Source organism: Pseudomonas sp. App30 (assembly GCF_047947025.1).
Taxonomy (GTDB): Bacteria; Pseudomonadota; Gammaproteobacteria; order Pseudomonadales; family Pseudomonadaceae; genus Aquipseudomonas.
This window is the reverse complement of sequence record NZ_CP133165.1, coordinates 4427501-4445240: the sequence shown is the minus strand read 5'-3', so window position 1 is coordinate 4445240 and position 17740 is coordinate 4427501. Positions and strand designations below refer to the sequence as shown.

Genomic DNA, 17740 nt, shown 5'->3' with positions numbered 1-17740 from the left:
TTGAGCTTTCCTATTCTTCCCGACACACGGCCCTGCCTAAGATCCAGCCATCCAACCGGACCGGTTCCGCCAGAGACCCGGCCATTCGCGTGCCCTTTTGCTACTGCCCAGCCCAATGACGCCCCGGCCCATGCCGCCAGGGTGCTGCGTAGCATGAGGAGCCTCGATGAAACTGGAAACGTTCCGCACCCTGTGGGGCTACACCGCCAGCAAGGCCCAGGCCCTGGAAGAGCTGCAGGCCGCCGGCTTCGACGGCATGGAAGCGCGGCTGCCGCTGGTGGCCCGCGAGCGCAGCGAATTCGCCGCGTTCCTGCGCGCCAACTCGACGGGGTACATTTGTACTCTGTTCACCGCCTACGACGTTTTGCCCCAGCAATCGGCCCAGCCCGCCGAACACCTCAATGACCTGGACACCAAGCTGGCCTGGGCCGGCGAGCTGACGCCGCGCTTCATCAACGTGCTGGCCGGCAACGACCGCTGGCCCCTGGCCCAACAGGTAGAGTTCTTCGGCCGCGCGTTGGAGCTGGGCCACAAGCATGGCCAATTCCTCAGTTTCGAAACCCACCGCTCTCGCTCGCTGTTCAACCCCTGGGTGACCCTGGAGCTGATCCGCCAGCTGCCGGACCTGCGTTTCACCAGCGACATCAGCCACTGGGTGGTGACCTGCGAGCGCCTGCTGGACGACCCGGCGGACGACCTCGGCGCGTTCGTCGAGCGCGTGCATCACATTCAGGCCCGGGTCGGCTACGACCAGGGCCCGCAGGTGCCGCACCCCGGCGCCCCGGAATACGGCCGCGAACTGGCTTTCCACCAGCAACATTGGGAGGCCATCTGGGCCTCGCAACAGGCGCGCGGCTACCAGGTCACCACCCTGACGCCTGAGTTCGGCGCCGACGGCTACCTGCACCACCTGCCCTTCACCAATGTCCCGGTCGCCGACCTGTGGTCGCTGAACGTGTGGATGGCCCGCACCGAACGCGCCCACTTCGAGCGTTTCCGCGCCGCCCACTGCTGAGGAACCCTGATGAACAACATTGAGCCCAAGGCCAACTTCAAGAGCATCCCGGTGGTGAACATCGCCGGGCTGTTCAGCGTCGAACTGGAACACCGCCTGGCGGTGGCCGAGCAGCTGGGCCGCGCCGCCAGCGAGGTCGGTTTCCTGTACATCACCGGCCACGGCATCGCCCCGCAGCTGATCGCCAACCTGCGCCAGGCCGCCCGGGACTATTTCGCCCAGCCGCTGGCGGCGAAGATGCAGCACTACATCGGCACCTCGGCCACCCACAAGGGCTTCGTGCCCGAGGGCGAAGAGGTCTACTCCAAGGGCAAGCCCGACCACAAGGAAGCCTTCGACGTGGGCTTCGAGGTGCCCGCCGACGACCCGCTGGTGCTGGCCAACACGCCGCTGCTGGGCCCCAACCACTGGCCCGAGGTGCCGGGTTTCAAGGCCTCGGTGCAGGCCTATTACGCGGCGGTGTTCGCCTTGGGCCGCAAGCTGTTCGGCGGCTTTGCCCTGGCCCTGGGGCTGGCCGAGGACTATTTCGACCCGCTGGTGACCCGCCCGCCCTCCAAGCTGCGGCTGATCCATTACCCCTTTGATGCAGACGCCGTCGACGCGCCCGGTATCGGTGCACACACCGACTACGAGTGCTTCACCATTTTGCAGGCCGACCAGCCGGGCCTGGAGGTGATGAACGACCTGGGGCAGTGGATCGACGCGCCGCCCATTGCCGACGCCTTCGTGGTCAACATCGGCGACATGCTGGAAGTGATGACCGCCGGTACGTTCGTTGCAACGGCCCATCGGGTGCGCAAGGTCAGCCACGAGCGCTATTCGTTCCCGCTGTTCTATGCGTGCGACTACCACACCCAGATCAAGCCCCTGCCCGCCTTCGCCCAGGGTGGCCAGGACTACGAGGAAATCGCCATCGGCGAGCACATGTACGGCCAGGCGTTGCAGACCTACCAGTACCTGCGCAAACGCGTGGAAAACGGCGAGGTGCAGCTGCCCGCCAAGGCCCGCAAGCCGTCGAGTTTCGGTCATTTGAAAAAACAGGCCTGACGTTCTTCCCCTTACTCTGGAGCACCCGCATGTCCAACATTACCCGCCTGACCCTGCTGGCCGCCTGCCTGCTGAGCACCACCGCCGCCCTGGCCTCGACCACCGCCACGCCCGGCCAGCTGAAGGTCGGCATGGAAATCACCTACCCGCCGTTCGAGTCCTACGACAGTGACAAGAACGTGGTGGGCTCCGACCCGGAACTGGCCCACGCGCTGGCCAAGCAGCTGGACGCCAAGGCCGAGTTCGTCGACACCAAGTTCCCCAACCTGATCCTGGGGCTGAACGCCGGGCACTACGACGCGATCATCTCCGGCATGTACATCACCCCGGAACGCCAGGCCCAGGCGCAGACCATTCCCTACGCGCGCACCGGCGCGGCGATCATGGTGCCGGCCGACAGCCCGCTGAAACCGGCGGTGCCCGAGGACCTGTGCGGCCTGAAAGTCGGGCTGGAGCAGGGCACCACCTGGGTGGCGCAGTTCCAGAAGCTATCCACCGATTACTGCCTGCCCAACAACAAAGGCGCCATCACCGTGAGCGAATACCCCTCGGCGCCCGAGGTGACCCAGGCACTGCTGTCGAAGAACATCCAGGCCCAGGTCGAGATTTCCGGCGCCGCGCACATGATCGCCGAGAAGACCAAGGGCCGCGTGCTGGTGACCTCGCAGCAGCTGGTGTACCCGCAGACCCTGGGCATCTACGTGAAAAAGGGCAATGAAGAGACCTACCAGGCGCTGCTCAAAGCGGTGGCCCAGAGCAAGCAGTCCGGCGAATACGCGGCGATCCTGAAGAAGTACAACCTGGAAGAAGCCTCCAACTGACCCTGGCGCCGGCTGCCCTTGCCAGGGTGGCCGGCCGTTCAATGCGGAGCGGGTACCCATGCAATTCGACTGGTCCTATTTCATCTCGCTGTTCTCCATGCCCGCGTTCTGGGAAGCCTGCGTCACCGTGGTCGAACTCAGCGCCCTGGGCTGGTTCATCGGCATGCTGCTGGGCTTCGGCCTGGCCAGCGCCAAGCTGTCGAGCATCAAGTGGCTGAGCCTGCCAGCGGCGGTGTACATCTGGTTCTTCCGCAGCATTCCGTTGCTGGTGCTGGTGGTGTTCGTCTACAACCTGCCGCAGCTGTTCCCGGTGACCGGCAGCGTGCTGTCCAACCCCTTCTATTCGGGGCTGTTGGCGCTGGTGGTGACAGAGGCGGCGTACATGGCCGAGATCCACCGCGGCGGCCTGATTTCCGTGCACAAGGGCCAGAAGGAAGCCGGCCGTGCCCTGGGCATTGGCGCCCTGGGCCTGCAACGGCTGATCGTGATTCCCCAGGCGTTCCGCATATCCCTGCCAACGCTGATCAATGAATACATCACCGTGGTGAAACTCACCTCGCTGATCTCGGTGATCTCCCTCACCGAGCTGCTCACCGTGGGCCAACGCCTGTACGCGCAGAATTTCCTGGTCATGGAGACCCTGGCGGCGGTGGCCGTGTACTACGTGCTGATCGTCAGCCTGTTCGGCTGGCTGCTGCAGCGCCTGGAGCGCTACCTGGACCTCAGCCAACGCAGCCCGCAGACCCTGGCGGCCAACCCGCTGGCGCAACTGCGCCAGAGCCTGGCGGCGCGGCTGCCGAGCACCGGGCGCAAGCCCCTGGCCGGCGCGGCGCCAGCGCTGCAGTTGCAGAACATCCACAAGCGCTATGGCGACCATGAGGTGCTCAAGGGCATCGACCTCAGCGTCGCCAGCGGCCAGGTAGTCTCGATCATCGGCCCGTCGGGCTCGGGCAAGACGTCGTTGATTCGCACCATCAACGGCCTGGAAAGCATCGACCAGGGCGAGATCGTGCTGTTCGGCGAAAGCTTCATTCACGCCGGCGACACGCCGAACAACCCGCAGATGCGCCGGGGCGTGCGACACATCGGCATGGTGTTCCAGAGCTTCAACCTGTTCCCGCACCTGAACCTTGTGGACAACATTACCCTGGCGCCGATTTACCACGGTGGCGACAAGCACGTCACCCGCCAACAGGCCTTTGCCCTACTAGATAAAGTCGGCCTGCTGGCCCACGCCAACAAGTACCCGCACCAGTTGTCTGGTGGCCAACAGCAACGCGTGGCCATCGCCCGCGCCCTGGCCATGGAGCCGCAGGTGATGCTGTTCGACGAACCCACCTCGGCGCTTGACCCGGAGCTGGTGGGCGACGTGCTGAAGGTGATCGCTGACCTGGCCAAGGACGGCATGACCATGCTGATCGTGACCCACGAGATGGACTTTGCCCTGTCGATATCCGACCGGGTGGTGTTCATGGAAAACGGCAACGTGCAGCTGGATGCCAGCCCCGAGCGCATTCGCCATGCGCCCGAAGCGGAGCGGGTGCGGCGGTTCATGGGGCTGGGGGAAGCGGAGCCTGCACGGTTGGCCAGCAATTCCTGAAAGAGCCCGGTAGGAGCCGGCCTTGGCCGCGATCGCGCTACGCCTGACACCGCGCGGTGCGCCATCGCGACTAAAGTCGGCTCCTACCTGGGGAGGGCAGCCTGCCGTCTATTGTTCCAGCATCAACCCGCTCAGGCGTTTCACCTTGCGCCGCACGGCGTCTTCGAACACCCCGGCGCGGGGTTCGATCAGGCTGAACCAGTGCTTGGCGCGGGTGATGCCGGTGTAGATCAGCTCCTTGGTCAGCACCGGGTTGAGCGCGTCGGGCAGGATCAGCGCGGTGTGGGCGAACTCCGAGCCCTGGGACTTGTGCACGGTCATGGCAAACACCGTTTCCACGTCATTCAGGCGGCTGGGCAACACGAAGCGCACGCCACCCTGGCCGTCGTTGCGGGGAAAGGCCACGCGCAGCACCTGGCGGTCTGGCGCACCGCTTTCGGGCAGGCGCAGGGCAATGCCAATGTCACCGTTCATCAGGCCCAGGCCATAGTCGTTGCGGGTCATCAGCACCGGCCGGCCTTCGTACCAGGGCTGGTCGCCTTCGATCAGCCGCGCGGCAGTCAGCGCCTGGGTAGCGCGCTGGTTCAGGCCCTCCACCCCCCATGGCCCCTTGCGCACCGCGCACAATAGCTGGAACGACTCGAACGCCTCCAGCACCTGTTTCGCCCAACCGGCCCAGAGCTCGCTTTCCAGCGCGGTGCGCGGCGCCGGGCGGTTGGCCTGCAGCACGTTCAGGTAATGGCGGTAGCCCTGGGGGCCGGCGCTGCCCTGGCCTTGCAGCAGCAGGCGGTCGAGCTTGCGATCGTGCTCGCCGCTGAGCTTGATGGCGAAGATGTCGCCGAACTGGCCGGCGTTGAGCAGCTCGCGCGCCTGGTCGGCCTCCTGGCGGTTGACCCGCAAGGCCAGCTGGCCAATACCGCTGCCTTCGCCGAAGCGTCGCGAGTGGCGCAGCATCACCACCTGCTGGGCCAGCGGGTTGCGCTCGGCGCTGCCCACCTGCAGGCCGCCGTCGGCCAGTGCTTCGCCGCTGACCGCTTCCAGCCACGCCAAGGTCTGCGGGCTGTAGCAGCCCTGCTCGGCGTCGCGGCACAGGTCGCCCAGCACCGCGCCAGCTTCCACCGAGGCCAGCTGGTCCTTGTCGCCCAACAGCACCAACCGCGCGTGGGCGGGCATGGCGCCCAGCAGGTTGGCCATCATTTCCAGGTCGATCATCGACGCCTCGTCCACCACCAGCACGTCCAGCGGCAACGGGTTGGCGGCGTTGTGGCGGAAGTGGCGGGTGCCCGGACGGCTGCCCAGCAGGCGGTGCACGGTGGTCACTTCAGTGGGGATCTTGGCCTTGACCCAGTCGCTGACTTCCAGCTGCTTGACCTGGGCGCTGATGGATTCGGTCAGCCGCGCCGCGGCCTTGCCCGTGGGCGCGGCCAGGCGGATGCGCAGCGGTGCGCCCGCCTCTACCGCCGGGGCCTGCAGCAGGGCCAACAGGCGCACCACGGTGGTGGTCTTGCCGGTGCCGGGGCCGCCGGTGACGATGCTGAAGGCGCTGCGGGTGGCCAGGGCGCAGGCCAGCTTTTGCCAGTCGATGCGTTCGCTGCCGGGGCTGCCGAACAGCTGTTCAAGGCGCGTGCGCAAATCGTCCGGCGTGGCTTCCTGTGCGGCCAGGCGCTGGCGCAGGGCCGTGTCGATGCGCCGTTCGTAGCTCCAGTAGCGGCGCAGGTACAGGCGCTGGCCGGCCAACACCAGCGGCCGTTCACCGCTGTCGTTGTCGGCCAATGCCACCAGCGGGCTGGCCGCCAGGGTCTGGCGCCAGGCTTCGGGTTGCAGGTGTTCCAGCAGTTGTGAGGGCAGCAGCACCGGGCCTGCCAACGCGTCGCCCTCGGGCGGCAGCGACAGCGCGAAGTCGGGCTCTTCCAGGGTTTGCGCCAGGTCCAGGCAGACGTGGCCGTGGCCCAGCTGGTGGCTGGTGAGCGCAGCGGCCAGCAGCACCAGCGGGTCACCGCCCGGGTCACGCTCGGCGAGGAAACCGACGAAAGCCTTGTCCAGCGCCCGCAGCCAGCCGCGCTCGGCCCAGCGCTCCAGCAGCGCCAGCAGGTCGTCGACCTGTTGCAGCGGGGCCAGCTCGGCGAGGCTGCGGGCCTCCAGCGCAGTAGGCAGCAGATCGGCAAATGTACGGCTCATGCCGGTTCTCCTTCGAACAGGTCACCCATGGGTTCAGGCTGGCGCACCACACCGCGGAACAGCTCGTCCAACCGCTCGATCAACTCGCGCGGTGGCCGCGCGAACGCCAGGCCCTGGCTGGGCGCGTGCACGCCGCGCAGGAAGATGAACACCGCGCCGCCCACGTGCTGGTCGTAGTCGTAGCCGGGCAGGCGGGCCTTGAGCTGGCGGTGCAGGGCCAGCAGGTACAGCACGTATTGCAGGTCGTAGCGGTTGTCGAGGATGGCCTGGGTCATGGCCAACTCGGTGTAGGCACTCTCGTCGGCGCCCAGCCAGTTCGACTTGTAGTCGGCCACGTAATAGCGGCCTTCGTGCTCGAAGGTCAGGTCGATGAAGCCCTTGAACATGCCGTTGAGCATGGCGCCCTCAGCGGGCGCACGCGCGGCGCCGTCGTGGGTGTGGTCGCGCACCAGGGTATCGAGCTGGGTCACGTCGACGCGGTGGCTGGCGAACCAGAACTCCATCTCGATCTGGTACTGCGTAAGGTCGGTCAGGCTCAGGCGGGTGTCGCCAATGGCCAGGGGCGTCTGCAACAGGTGCAGCAGCCAGCTGTTCAGCGTCGGGATCCAGCCCTTCCAACCACGCAGGTTGCAGCGCGCGCCCACTGTTTCCGCCAGCAGCTCAGGTTGCCCGGCGACCGTAGCGAAGCCTTCGCGCCCGGCCCACTCCAGCAGGCCGTGGAGGAAGGTGCCGGGGTTGGGGCCGCGCGGGAAGCGGTGGATATCGCCACTGATCGCCTGGGCTTCGCGCGGCGCGGTAGGGTCCAGGCGTTCGTCGTCGAACAGCTTCTGGGCCTGGGGGCTGTCAGGGGACTGGTCGCTGCCCGGCGCCACGCTGTCGCTGATGCGCAGGGCACTGTAGGAGGCGATCCACCAGTTCTCTGCGGCCCGGCGCTTGGGCTGCTTGGCTGCCAGCAGGTTGGCTTCGTTGCGCGGCGGCACGTAATGCTGGGTGGTGGCCTCGGGCATCAGCCCGGCGTGAATGGCCGGGCAATCGGCCGCCAGGTCGCGCAGCCAGATGGCCAGGGCCTGGGGCTCGCCCAGGCGCTGGCCACCGCCCAGCAGGTAGCCCAGGGCCGAGCGGTGCAGCACCGAGTCCTTGGTGTTGCCACGCTTGAGGTCGGCAACACCCAGCCAACAGGCGTGCTGGGCGCGGGTCAGGGCCACGTACAGCAGGCGCAGGTCTTCGGCCAGGCGCTCGTCGTCAGCCAGTTGCACCTGCTCGGTGGTCGGGCTCAGGGTCACCTGCACGTTGCCCTGCTCGTCGTGGAACGCCAGGGGCAGGCGCTTGCCGTCCACCGGTTTGGCCGAGCAGATGAAGGGCAGGAACACCAGCGGGTATTCCAGGCCCTTGGATTTGTGGATGGTCACCACCTTGACCAACTGCTCGTCGCTTTCCAGGCGCAGGATCTGTTCTTCACCGGCCTGGCCAGCCGTAGCCAGGTGCTCGGACAGGTGGCGGATCAGCGCCTGTTCGCCGTCCAGCTCGCCAGCGGCCTGCTGCAGCAGCTCGGACAGGTGCAGCAGGTTGGTGAGCACGCGCTCGCCGTCGCTGCGCAGCATCAAGGTCTGCGGCAGGCGGAAATCGTGCAGCAGGCGGCGCAGCATGGGCAGCACGCCCTGGGTGCGCCACAGGGTGCGGTAGGTGCGGAACTGCATCACCCGCCGCTCCCAGGCCAGCTCGTCCTGGTTCAGCTGCGCCAGGGCGCTGAGGGGCAGGTTCAAGGTGGTGGTGGCCAGGGCGCCACGCAGCGGGCGCTCGGCGTCCGGCTCGGCGCAGGCCTTGAGCCAGCTCAGCAGGTCGTGGGCTTCCTGGGCGGCGAACACCGAATCCTTGTCGGACAGGTACACGCTGCGCACCCCACGCGCCGCCAGTTCGCCGCGCACCGCCTGGGCCTCCTTGCCGTCACGCACCAGGATGGCAATGTCCGCCGGCGTGACCGGGCGCATGGCTTCGCCGGGCTTGCTGAAACCGGCGCCGCCCTGCTGGCCGCCGCTGAGCAGCTCGACGATGGTGCTGGCACAGGCCGCCGCCAGCTGCTGGCGGTAGACCACGCCGGACAGCGGCGCGTCGCTTTGCAGCTGCCACAGGTTCAGCGCCGGCACGGGCTGGCCGCCGACGCTCAAGGCCTCCTTGCGGCCCTGGGCCAGCACCGGCAGGAACGGCACGGGATTGTCCTCGCCCTGGCGGAACAGGAACGCGCCGCGCCCCAGCTCACGCTGTTCGCCGACGTTGAATACGTGGTTCACCGCCTCGACCATCGCATGGCTGGAACGGAAGTTGGTGCCCAGGGTGTGCAGGCGGCCGGTGGTGGCCTGGCGCGCGCGCAAGTAGGTGTAGATGTCGGCGCCCCGGAAGGCGTAGATCGCCTGCTTGGGGTCGCCAATCAGGAACAGGCCGCTCTCGGGCTGGTTGGCCTCGATGTGGTAGATGCTTTCGAAGATCCGGTACTGCACCGGGTCGGTGTCCTGGAATTCGTCGATCAACGCCACCGGAAACTGCTCGCGAATCAACCCGGCCAGGCGCTCGCCGCCACTGCCCTGCAAGGCAGCGTCCAGGCGCAGCAGCATGTCGTCGAAGCCCATTTCGGCGCGCCGGCGTTTCTCTTCCTCGAAGCGCGCGCCAACCCAGCGCGCGGCGTGCTCAAGCACCGCGGCATCGGGGGTGGGCAGGCTGGCCAGGGCGTCGGCCAGGCCCTGCATGGCTTCCAGCGCCGGGTGCGCCGGCGGCTCGCCTTTCCAGGCTTCGGCCATGCCGTCCGGGGTCAGGCGGCTGAAGCCGGTGCCGATGTCCAGGTCCACCAGGCTTTCGTCAGCGGCCCAGGCGCCAAGCTTGTCGAACCAGGGCTCGAAGTAACGAGCCTGCATCTTGCGGCCGTCCACCGCCTTGGCCGCCACGGCCTCCAGGCAGATGGCCCGCAGCTCTTCGGCCCATTGCGCCCAGGGTGCCTTGAGTTGCTGCAAGGCCAGCTTGCGCTCGGCCAGCGCGGCCTCGATGAGCTCGGCGGGCTCCTGGCCGCTGTCGCCACGGCGCGGGGTGCCGAACAGCGCACGCACGCGCGGCAGCAGCGCGGCCGGACCACCCCAGTTGCTGCGCACCCAGTTGAGCGTGTCACCCTGCATGGCGTAGCAGAAGCGCCGCCAGTAGTCGCGCACCACCTCGCCCAGCAGGTCGCTGTGGTCGGTCTCCAGGGTCTGGGTGAACAGGCTGCCGCTGTCGAAGGCGTGCTCGCGCAGCATGCGCTGGCACCAGCTGTGAATGGTCGAGACCGCCGCTTCGTCCATCCATTGCGCGGCGATGTCCAGGCGGTTGGCGCACCCGGCCCACTGCTCGGGGGCGAACTCGTCGCGCAGCTGGCTGATCAGGTCGTCGGGGCTGGGCATCTCGTCGCGGAAGAAACGCGCAGCCTCGGCCAGGCGCGTGCGGATGCGTTCGCGCAGCTCCTTGGTGGCGGCGTCGGTGAAGGTCACCACGAGGATCTGCGGCGGCAGCAATTCGCGGCCAAAGCCTGCCTGTTCGCCACCGTGGCCCAGCACCAGGCGCAGGTACAGCGCCGAGATGGTGAAGGTCTTGCCGGTACCGGCGCTGGCCTCGATCAGCTGGCTGCCACGCAGGGGGAAGGCCAGCGCCAGGGGCTTGAGTCGGGAGTCGGTCATGAGCGGGCCTCGTCGGCATCGATGGAGCGCCAGGGCGCTTCGAACATGGGGCGGTACAAGGCATCGCACCAGCCTTCGAACTCTTCGCTGTCGACCAACGCATTGAAGTCGGGGAACTGCCGGGCGAGCGCCACGCTCTCGCGGCGCTCACCATCGGTGGTGATGCCATCGCCTTCATAGGCCTTGCGCGCGGCGGCCTCGGCCTTGACCGGGTCGCCCTGGCCCAGCCAGGCGAACGCGGTTTTCACCGCCACCGGCAGCGGCCGGCGCATGCCCTGTTGCCAGGCTTGCAGCAGGTGGCCCAACACTTCGCGGGCCTGCCCTGGCTCCAGCGCTGCCAGCACCAGGGTGTCGTCGCTGGCAACCACCGCAGTGGTCAGCGGCAGGCCAACCGCGCAGGCCGCCAGGTGGGTGACCCAGCTGCGGGTGAGGCGGTGCCATTTGCGCGAACGGGCGCCGCCGATGGCGTTGGCGATGGCCGTGACGCTCAGCAGGTTGCCATCGGCACGCTGGTGCAGGCTGCTGACCCAGCCATCCAGGCGCAGCTCCTTGTATTCGAAGTTCACCGGCTTGGCGGCCACCACAGGCGTCGGCCATAGCACCAACAGCTGCTGGAAGCGTTGCAGCAGGTCGGGGAGCGGTTCTATCAGTTCCTCTTGCAGCAAGGTGCCGAAACCGGCCATGGGCAGCAGGCCGCTGCCTTGCATGCGCCGGGCCTGGGTGTGCAGCGCTTCATCGACGGCGCCCAGGGTAGCCATGGCCGTGGTCAGCAGCTGGTCGCTGAGGGTGTAGCGCTCCAGGGCGTCGAGCACGAACGGCTCTTCATCGGCCAGCGGCGCCTCGGCGGTTTCGAAGAACACTTTCAGGCGCTGGCTGAAGAAATGCCGCACCGGGTTGCGCAGGAAATCCTGCAGTTGCGTGAGGGCCAGCGGCTCGTCCTGTTCATGGGGCGGCAGCACGGCTTCGGTGGGCTGTTCGCTCTGCTCGGTGTGCAGCACCCGCCATTCGGAGGCGAAGCTGAACAGGCCGCTGCCTTCATGGAAATAACGCGCGCTGAACGGCTGCAACGGGTGCTCCAGGCTCAGGGCATGCACCAGTTGCTCGCCAGCGTTGAGCTTGCCGCCCTCCTCCGCGCCCTGCAGGGCCCAGCCGCTGGCGAGGTGGTCGCGCAGTTGGCCGATCAGCACCGAGGCCGGGCGCTCGCTGTTGTCGCGGATGCTGCGGCCTACCCAACTGATGTACAGCTGTTCGCGCGCCGACAGCAGGGCTTCGAGCAGCAGGTAGCGGTCGTCCTCGCGGCGCGAGCGGTCGCCGGGGCGGTAGTCGCTGCCCATCAGGTCGAAGTCCAAGGGGGGTTGAGCACGCGGGTAATCACCGTCGTTCATGCCCAACAGGCACACCACCTTGAAGGGGATGGCGCGCATGGGCATCAGCGTGCAGAAGTTCACCGCACCGGCGAGGAAGCGCTGGGACAGCTTGCCCTGGTCGAGCCCGGCCAGCCAGGCCTCGCGTACCACGGTCAGCGGCAGCGGCTCGTGCAGTTCCACCGAGGCGCAGGTGCGCAGCCATTGCTCGCGCAGCTCTTCGAGTTGCACCAGCAGGTAGTCGTCGTGCTCGGTGCTGGCCTGGAAAAATACCTGGACCAGGCCATGCAGGCGCTCGCCCCACTCCTGCGGCTCGGCAGGCGTGGACAGCACTTGGTGGGCGACCTCCAGGGCATCGAGCAAGGCCACCAGCGGGCCGATCAGCGCCGCATCCAGGCCACCGATTTCATCATAGGGTTCGATACCGCCATAGCCCTCGCCGCCGCCTACCGCGTAGCCCAGCAGCATGCGCCGCAGGCCGAACCGCCAGCTGTTCTGCTCCAGTTGCTCGGGCAGGCCCAGGCCAGCGCGCTGGGCCGCGTTGAGCCCCCAGCGGATGCCGGCACCTTCGATCCAGCGGTGCAAGGTGGGCAGGTCGTTTTCCTGCATGCCGAAACGTGCGCGCAGGGCGGGCACGTCCAGCAGATCGAGGATTTCGCTGACCGCGAAGCGGCTGTCAGGCAGCTTGAGCAAATGCTCTATGGCGATCAGCAACGGGTCGCGGCCACGCTGGTTCTGGTCGGTCAGGGTGAACGGAATGAAGCGTGGGTCGTGGCGGTCCAGCTGGCCGAACACGGCACGAATATGCGGGGCGTAGCTGTCAACGTCGGGGACCATGACGATAACGTCGCGGGGCCTGAGGTTTGGATCGGCGCTGAACCGGGCCAGCAGCTGGTCGTGCAGGATCTCCACTTCGCGCTGGGCGCTGTGGGCCACGTGGAAGCGTATCGAGCGGTCCTTGGCCGGGTTTACCGCAGGCCAGGTGGTGCGGGTTTCGGCCAACGGGCGCAGCTCGAGGATGTCGTCCTGCAGTTGGCCGAGCAGCGTGGTGGGCTCGTCCTCGGTGAACAGGTCGATGCGCCCTTCGCGGAACGCGGCGCGGTAACTGTTGGGGTCGTCGTAGCTGTCCAGCAGGTTGATGTAGTCACGGCCCTGCTTGCCCCAGGCGGCCAATAGCGGGTGGGCGTGCTGGTGCAGCGCGTCGGCGTCGATGACGACCGGCATGCCCTGCTTGCGCGCCTGGCGCTTGTATTGGTGGCGCAGCAGGTCCTTGTCGGCAACGATGTCGGACCAGTGATGGCGGCAAGGGTTGTGTACGCACAGCAGCACCTGGCTGAAGCGTGCCAGCCCTGCCAATGCTTCAAGCGCCTGGGCCGACAACGATGAGATACCGAAGACGATCACGCGGTTGGGCAGCCCGGGCGGCGCGGTGTCCAGCGCGTTGATGCGCTCGATGAAGCGCTGATGCACGCCGGCACGGCTCTGGGCCATGCCCTGCTCGCCGACGTCGTGCAGCAGCGCGCGCCACAACTCCGCCTGCCAGCGGTTGGCCTCGGGCAAGGGCTTGGCCTCGCCACGCACGTTGCGCAGCTGATGGCGGCCGGCGGCCCAGTCTTCCAGCCAGTCGGCACGGTACACCTGGTATTGGTCGTACAGGTCGGCGAGGCGCTCGGCCAACTGATAGCGCTTGCGCAGGTCGTTGTCGTCGGTAAGGAAGCGCTGCAGTGGCTCGAAATGCGGTTGGTCGATCAGTTGCGGCAGCAGGCGCATCAACCGCCAGGTCAGCGGTGCCTTGTCGAGCAGCGAGGCCTGGGGGATCTCGTCCTTGCCCAGCACCCCGCGGTAGAGCTGCCACATGAAACTGCCGGGCAGTTGCACATCGATGGCCGCGGCAATGCCGCAGCCACCCAGGTCATCGTCTTGCGCGTCTTCGGCCAGGGCCAGCTTCAGCCACTGGGCGATGCCGTTGCTCTGCACCAGGGCGATTTCGTTTTCCAGCGGCGCCAAGGGGTAACGCCGCATCCAGCTCACCACCAGGCTGCGCAGTTCATCCAGGCGGTTGCCGTGAACCACCATGAAACCTGGTGTAAGGGAGGGGCTGGCCGGCATGGGCAATTCCTTGGCTGGGGAAACGGGGACAGGTGGAAACCTTATCAGATGTGGTTTGCCCGTAGCAGCTGCCGAAGGCGGCGTCCGGCGTCTGCACGGTATCAAATCATTGCGCGGTACGGCGGAACGCATTTTGCGCACGCCAGAAAGACAAAACCCCCACCTGCCTGCGCAGATGGGGGTTTCGGAATTTAATCTTGACGATGACCTACTCTCACATGGGGAAACCCCACACTACCATCGGCGATGCATCGTTTCACTGCTGAGTTCGGGATGGGATCAGGTGGTTCCAATGCTCTATGGTCGTCAAGAAATTCTGTAGCCAGGATGCCCTTTGGGAGGCACTCCAGCGAATCGGGTATGTGATGGTATTTGTGAATCAGCAAACTTTCGGTTCGTATCATCTTCACAACACCGCAATCTGGTCTGTTCGACGCAAATTGCTTGGGTGTTATATGGTCAAGCCTCACGGGCAATTAGTATTGGTTAGCTCAACGCCTCACAGCGCTTACACACCCAACCTATCAACGTCGTAGTCTTCGACGGCCCTTCAGGGAACTCAAGGTTCCAGTGAGATCTCATCTTGAGGCAAGTTTCCCGCTTAGATGCTTTCAGCGGTTATCTTTTCCGAACATAGCTACCCGGCAATGCCACTGGCGTGACAACCGGAACACCAGAGGTTCGTCCACTCCGGTCCTCTCGTACTAGGAGCAGCCCCTCTCAAATCTCAAACGTCCACGGCAGATAGGGACCGAACTGTCTCACGACGTTCTAAACCCAGCTCGCGTACCACTTTAAATGGCGAACAGCCATACCCTTGGGACCGGCTTCAGCCCCAGGATGTGATGAGCCGACATCGAGGTGCCAAACACCGCCGTCGATATGAACTCTTGGGCGGTATCAGCCTGTTATCCCCGGAGTACCTTTTATCCGTTGAGCGATGGCCCTTCCATACAGAACCACCGGATCACTAAGACCTACTTTCGTACCTGCTCGACGTGTCTGTCTCGCAGTCAAGCGCGCTTTTGCCTTTATACTCTACGACCGATTTCCGACCGGTCTGAGCGCACCTTCGTACTCCTCCGTTACTCTTTAGGAGGAGACCGCCCCAGTCAAACTACCCACCATACACTGTCCTCGATCCGGATAACGGACCTGAGTTAGAACCTCAAAGTTGCCAGGGTGGTATTTCAAGGATGGCTCCACGCGAACTGGCGTCCACGCTTCAAAGCCTCCCACCTATCCTACACAAGCAAATTCAAAGTCCAGTGCAAAGCTATAGTAAAGGTTCACGGGGTCTTTCCGTCTAGCCGCGGATACACTGCATCTTCACAGCGATTTCAATTTCACTGAGTCTCGGGTGGAGACAGCGCCGCCATCGTTACGCCATTCGTGCAGGTCGGAACTTACCCGACAAGGAATTTCGCTACCTTAGGACCGTTATAGTTACGGCCGCCGTTTACCGGGGCTTCGATCAAGAGCTTCGCGTTAGCTAACCCCATCAATTAACCTTCCGGCACCGGGCAGGCGTCACACCCTATACGTCCACTTTCGTGTTTGCAGAGTGCTGTGTTTTTAATAAACAGTCGCAGCGGCCTGGTATCTTCGACCGGCATGGGCTTACGGAGCAAGTCCTTCACCCTCACCGGCGCACCTTCTCCCGAAGTTACGGTGCCATTTTGCCTAGTTCCTTCACCCGAGTTCTCTCAAGCGCCTTGGTATTCTCTACCCAACCACCTGTGTCGGTTTGGGGTACGGTTCCCGGTTATCTGAAGCTTAGAAGCTTTTCTTGGAAGCATGGCATCAACCACTTCGTCGCCTAAAGGCAACTCGTCATCAGCTCTCGGCCTTAAGATCCCGGATTTACCTAAGATCTCAGCCTACCACCTTAAACTTGGACAACCAACGCCAAGCTGGCCTAGCCTTCTCCGTCCCTCCATCGCAATAACCGGAAGTACAGGAATATTAACCTGTTTTCCATCGACTACGCTTTTCAGCCTCGCCTTAGGGACCGACTAACCCTGCGTCGATTAACGTTGCGCAGGAAACCTTGGTCTTTCGGCGTGGGTGTTTTTCACACCCATTGTCGTTACTCATGTCAGCATTCGCACTTCTGATACCTCCAGCAAGCTTCTCAACTCACCTTCACAGGCTTACAGAACGCTCCTCTACCGCATCACCCGAAGGTGATACCCGTAGCTTCGGTGCATGGTTTGAGCCCCGTTACATCTTCCGCGCAGGCCGACTCGACTAGTGAGCTATTACGCTTTCTTTAAAGGGTGGCTGCTTCTAAGCCAACCTCCTAGCTGTCTAAGCCTTCCCACATCGTTTCCCACTTAACCATGACTTTGGGACCTTAGCTGACGGTCTGGGTTGTTTCCCTTTTCACGACGGACGTTAGCACCCGCCGTGTGTCTCCCATGCTCGGCACTTGTAGGTATTCGGAGTTTGCATCGGTTTGGTAAGTCGGGATGACCCCCTAGCCGAAACAGTGCTCTACCCCCTACAGTGATACATGAGGCGCTACCTAAATAGCTTTCGAGGAGAACCAGCTATCTCCGAGCTTGATTAGCCTTTCACTCCGATCCACAGGTCATCCGCTAACTTTTCAACGGTAGTCGGTTCGGTCCTCCAGTCAGTGTTACCTAACCTTCAACCTGCCCATGGATAGATCGCCCGGTTTCGGGTCTATACCCAGCGACTAAACGCCCTATTAAGACTCGCTTTCGCTACGCCTCCCCTATTCGGTTAAGCTCGCCACTGAATATAAGTCGCTGACCCATTATACAAAAGGTACGCAGTCACAGAACAAAGTCTGCTCCCACTGCTTGTACGCATACGGTTTCAGGATCTATTTCACTCCCCTCTCCGGGGTTCTTTTCGCCTTTCCCTCACGGTACTAGTTCACTATCGGTCAGTCAGTAGTATTTAGCCTTGGAGGATGGTCCCCCCATATTCAGACAAAGTTTCTCGTGCTCCGTCCTACTCGATTTCATTGATAAGAGATTTTCGCGTACAGGGCTATCACCCACTATGGCCGCACTTTCCAGAGCGTTCCGCTAATCTCAAATCAACTTAAGGGCTGGTCCCCGTTCGCTCGCCACTACTAAGGGAATCTCGGTTGATTTCTTTTCCTCAGGGTACTTAGATGTTTCAGTTCCCCTGGTTCGCCTCTTGCACCTATGTATTCAGTACAAGATAACCATCTTATGATGGCTGGGTTCCCCCATTCAGACATCTCCGGATCACAGTCTGTTTGCCGACTCCCCGAAGCTTTTCGCAGGCTACCACGTCTTTCATCGCCTCTGACTGCCAAGGCATCCACCGTATGCGCTTCTTCACTTGACCATATAACCCCAAGCAATCTGGTTATACTGTGAAGACGACATTCGCCGAAAATTTGCATGCTTGCTCAATTAAGAGCAGTCACAAATTTTACCTTAGCCTGATCCGTTACCAGTGAAAGTAACGTTCAGTCTATCTTTCTATCACATACCCAAATTTTTAAAGAACGATTCTGATAAAGTTCAGAAATCAACATTCGATGCGAATGCTCATTTCTAAGCTTTGACACGGTAGCAAGGGGTGGTGGAGCCAAGCGGGATCGAACCGCTGACCTCCTGCGTGCAAGGCAGGCGCTCTCCCAGCTGAGCTATGGCCCCAACAAGAAACTGGTGGGTCTGGGCAGATTCGAACTGCCGACCTCACCCTTATCAGGGGTGCGCTCTAACCAACTGAGCTACAGACCCAGTTAAGAGCTGTTACCGATATCGTCTTCTTCAATGAATCAAGCAATTCGTGTGGGAGCTCATGATACAGCTGATGTCGTCGATTAAGGAGGTGATCCAGCCGCAGGTTCCCCTACGGCTACCTTGTTACGACTTCACCCCAGTCATGAATCACACCGTGGT

7 protein-coding genes, 2 tRNA genes and 3 rRNA genes (1 of these 12 only partly in view) are annotated in these 17740 nt (G+C 63.9%); 4 read left to right on the top strand and 8 right to left on the bottom strand.

Annotated features, from left to right (window positions below; translation table 11 throughout):
• The first annotated feature begins 166 nt into the window (after window positions 1-166).
• The 4 genes from RAM80_RS20700 to RAM80_RS20685 are packed head-to-tail and all read left to right on the top strand — an operon-like array spanning window position 167 to window position 4483.
• Entirely contained in the window at window positions 167-1015 is an 849-nt protein-coding gene (locus RAM80_RS20700; RefSeq protein ID WP_416422300.1) for a sugar phosphate isomerase/epimerase family protein, read from the top strand.
• Window positions 1016-1024: 9 nt separating this feature from the next.
• Window positions 1025-2062, top strand: a complete 1038-nt coding sequence (locus RAM80_RS20695) for an isopenicillin N synthase family dioxygenase (RefSeq protein ID WP_416422299.1) — start codon at window positions 1025-1027, stop codon at window positions 2060-2062.
• Window positions 2063-2091: 29 nt separating this feature from the next.
• Window positions 2092-2883, top strand: coding sequence for an ABC transporter substrate-binding protein (locus tag RAM80_RS20690; protein WP_416422298.1), 792 nt, complete (start codon window positions 2092-2094; stop codon window positions 2881-2883).
• A 58-nt stretch (window positions 2884-2941) separates the two neighbouring features.
• Window positions 2942-4483: an amino acid ABC transporter permease/ATP-binding protein gene (locus tag RAM80_RS20685; RefSeq protein WP_416422297.1), complete on the top strand. Its 1542-nt coding sequence runs from the start codon at window positions 2942-2944 to the stop codon at window positions 4481-4483.
• Between the two features lie 108 nt (window positions 4484-4591).
• Here the strand turns inward: RAM80_RS20685 and recD are convergent, their stop codons facing one another.
• The 8 genes from recD to RAM80_RS20645 all read right to left on the bottom strand — a co-directional run.
• On the bottom strand, window positions 4592-6661 hold the full coding sequence (recD, locus tag RAM80_RS20680; protein ID WP_416422296.1) for an exodeoxyribonuclease V subunit alpha: 2070 nt from the start codon (window positions 6659-6661) through the stop codon (window positions 4592-4594).
• Entirely contained in the window at window positions 6658-10356 is a 3699-nt protein-coding gene (gene recB, locus RAM80_RS20675; RefSeq protein ID WP_416422295.1) for an exodeoxyribonuclease V subunit beta, read from the bottom strand. Before recB ends, recD begins: the two co-directional genes overlap by 4 nt.
• Complete coding sequence (gene recC / locus RAM80_RS20670) at window positions 10353-13829, bottom strand: exodeoxyribonuclease V subunit gamma (protein WP_416422294.1); 3477 nt, start codon at window positions 13827-13829, stop codon at window positions 10353-10355. The genes recB and recC overlap by 4 nt, the downstream gene beginning before the upstream one ends.
• A gap of 195 nt (window positions 13830-14024) precedes the next feature.
• Window positions 14025-14140 (bottom strand): 5S ribosomal RNA (gene rrf, locus RAM80_RS20665).
• Between the two features lie 144 nt (window positions 14141-14284).
• Window positions 14285-17177, bottom strand: a 23S ribosomal RNA gene (locus RAM80_RS20660).
• A 238-nt stretch (window positions 17178-17415) separates the two neighbouring features.
• Window positions 17416-17491: transfer RNA gene (locus RAM80_RS20655), tRNA-Ala, on the bottom strand.
• A gap of 10 nt (window positions 17492-17501) precedes the next feature.
• Window positions 17502-17578, bottom strand: a tRNA-Ile gene (locus RAM80_RS20650).
• Between the two features lie 84 nt (window positions 17579-17662).
• Window positions 17663-17740, bottom strand: a 16S ribosomal RNA gene (locus RAM80_RS20645); it runs 1459 nt beyond the window's last position.
• The 16S, 23S and 5S rRNA genes sit together here with 2 tRNA genes alongside, the layout of an rRNA operon.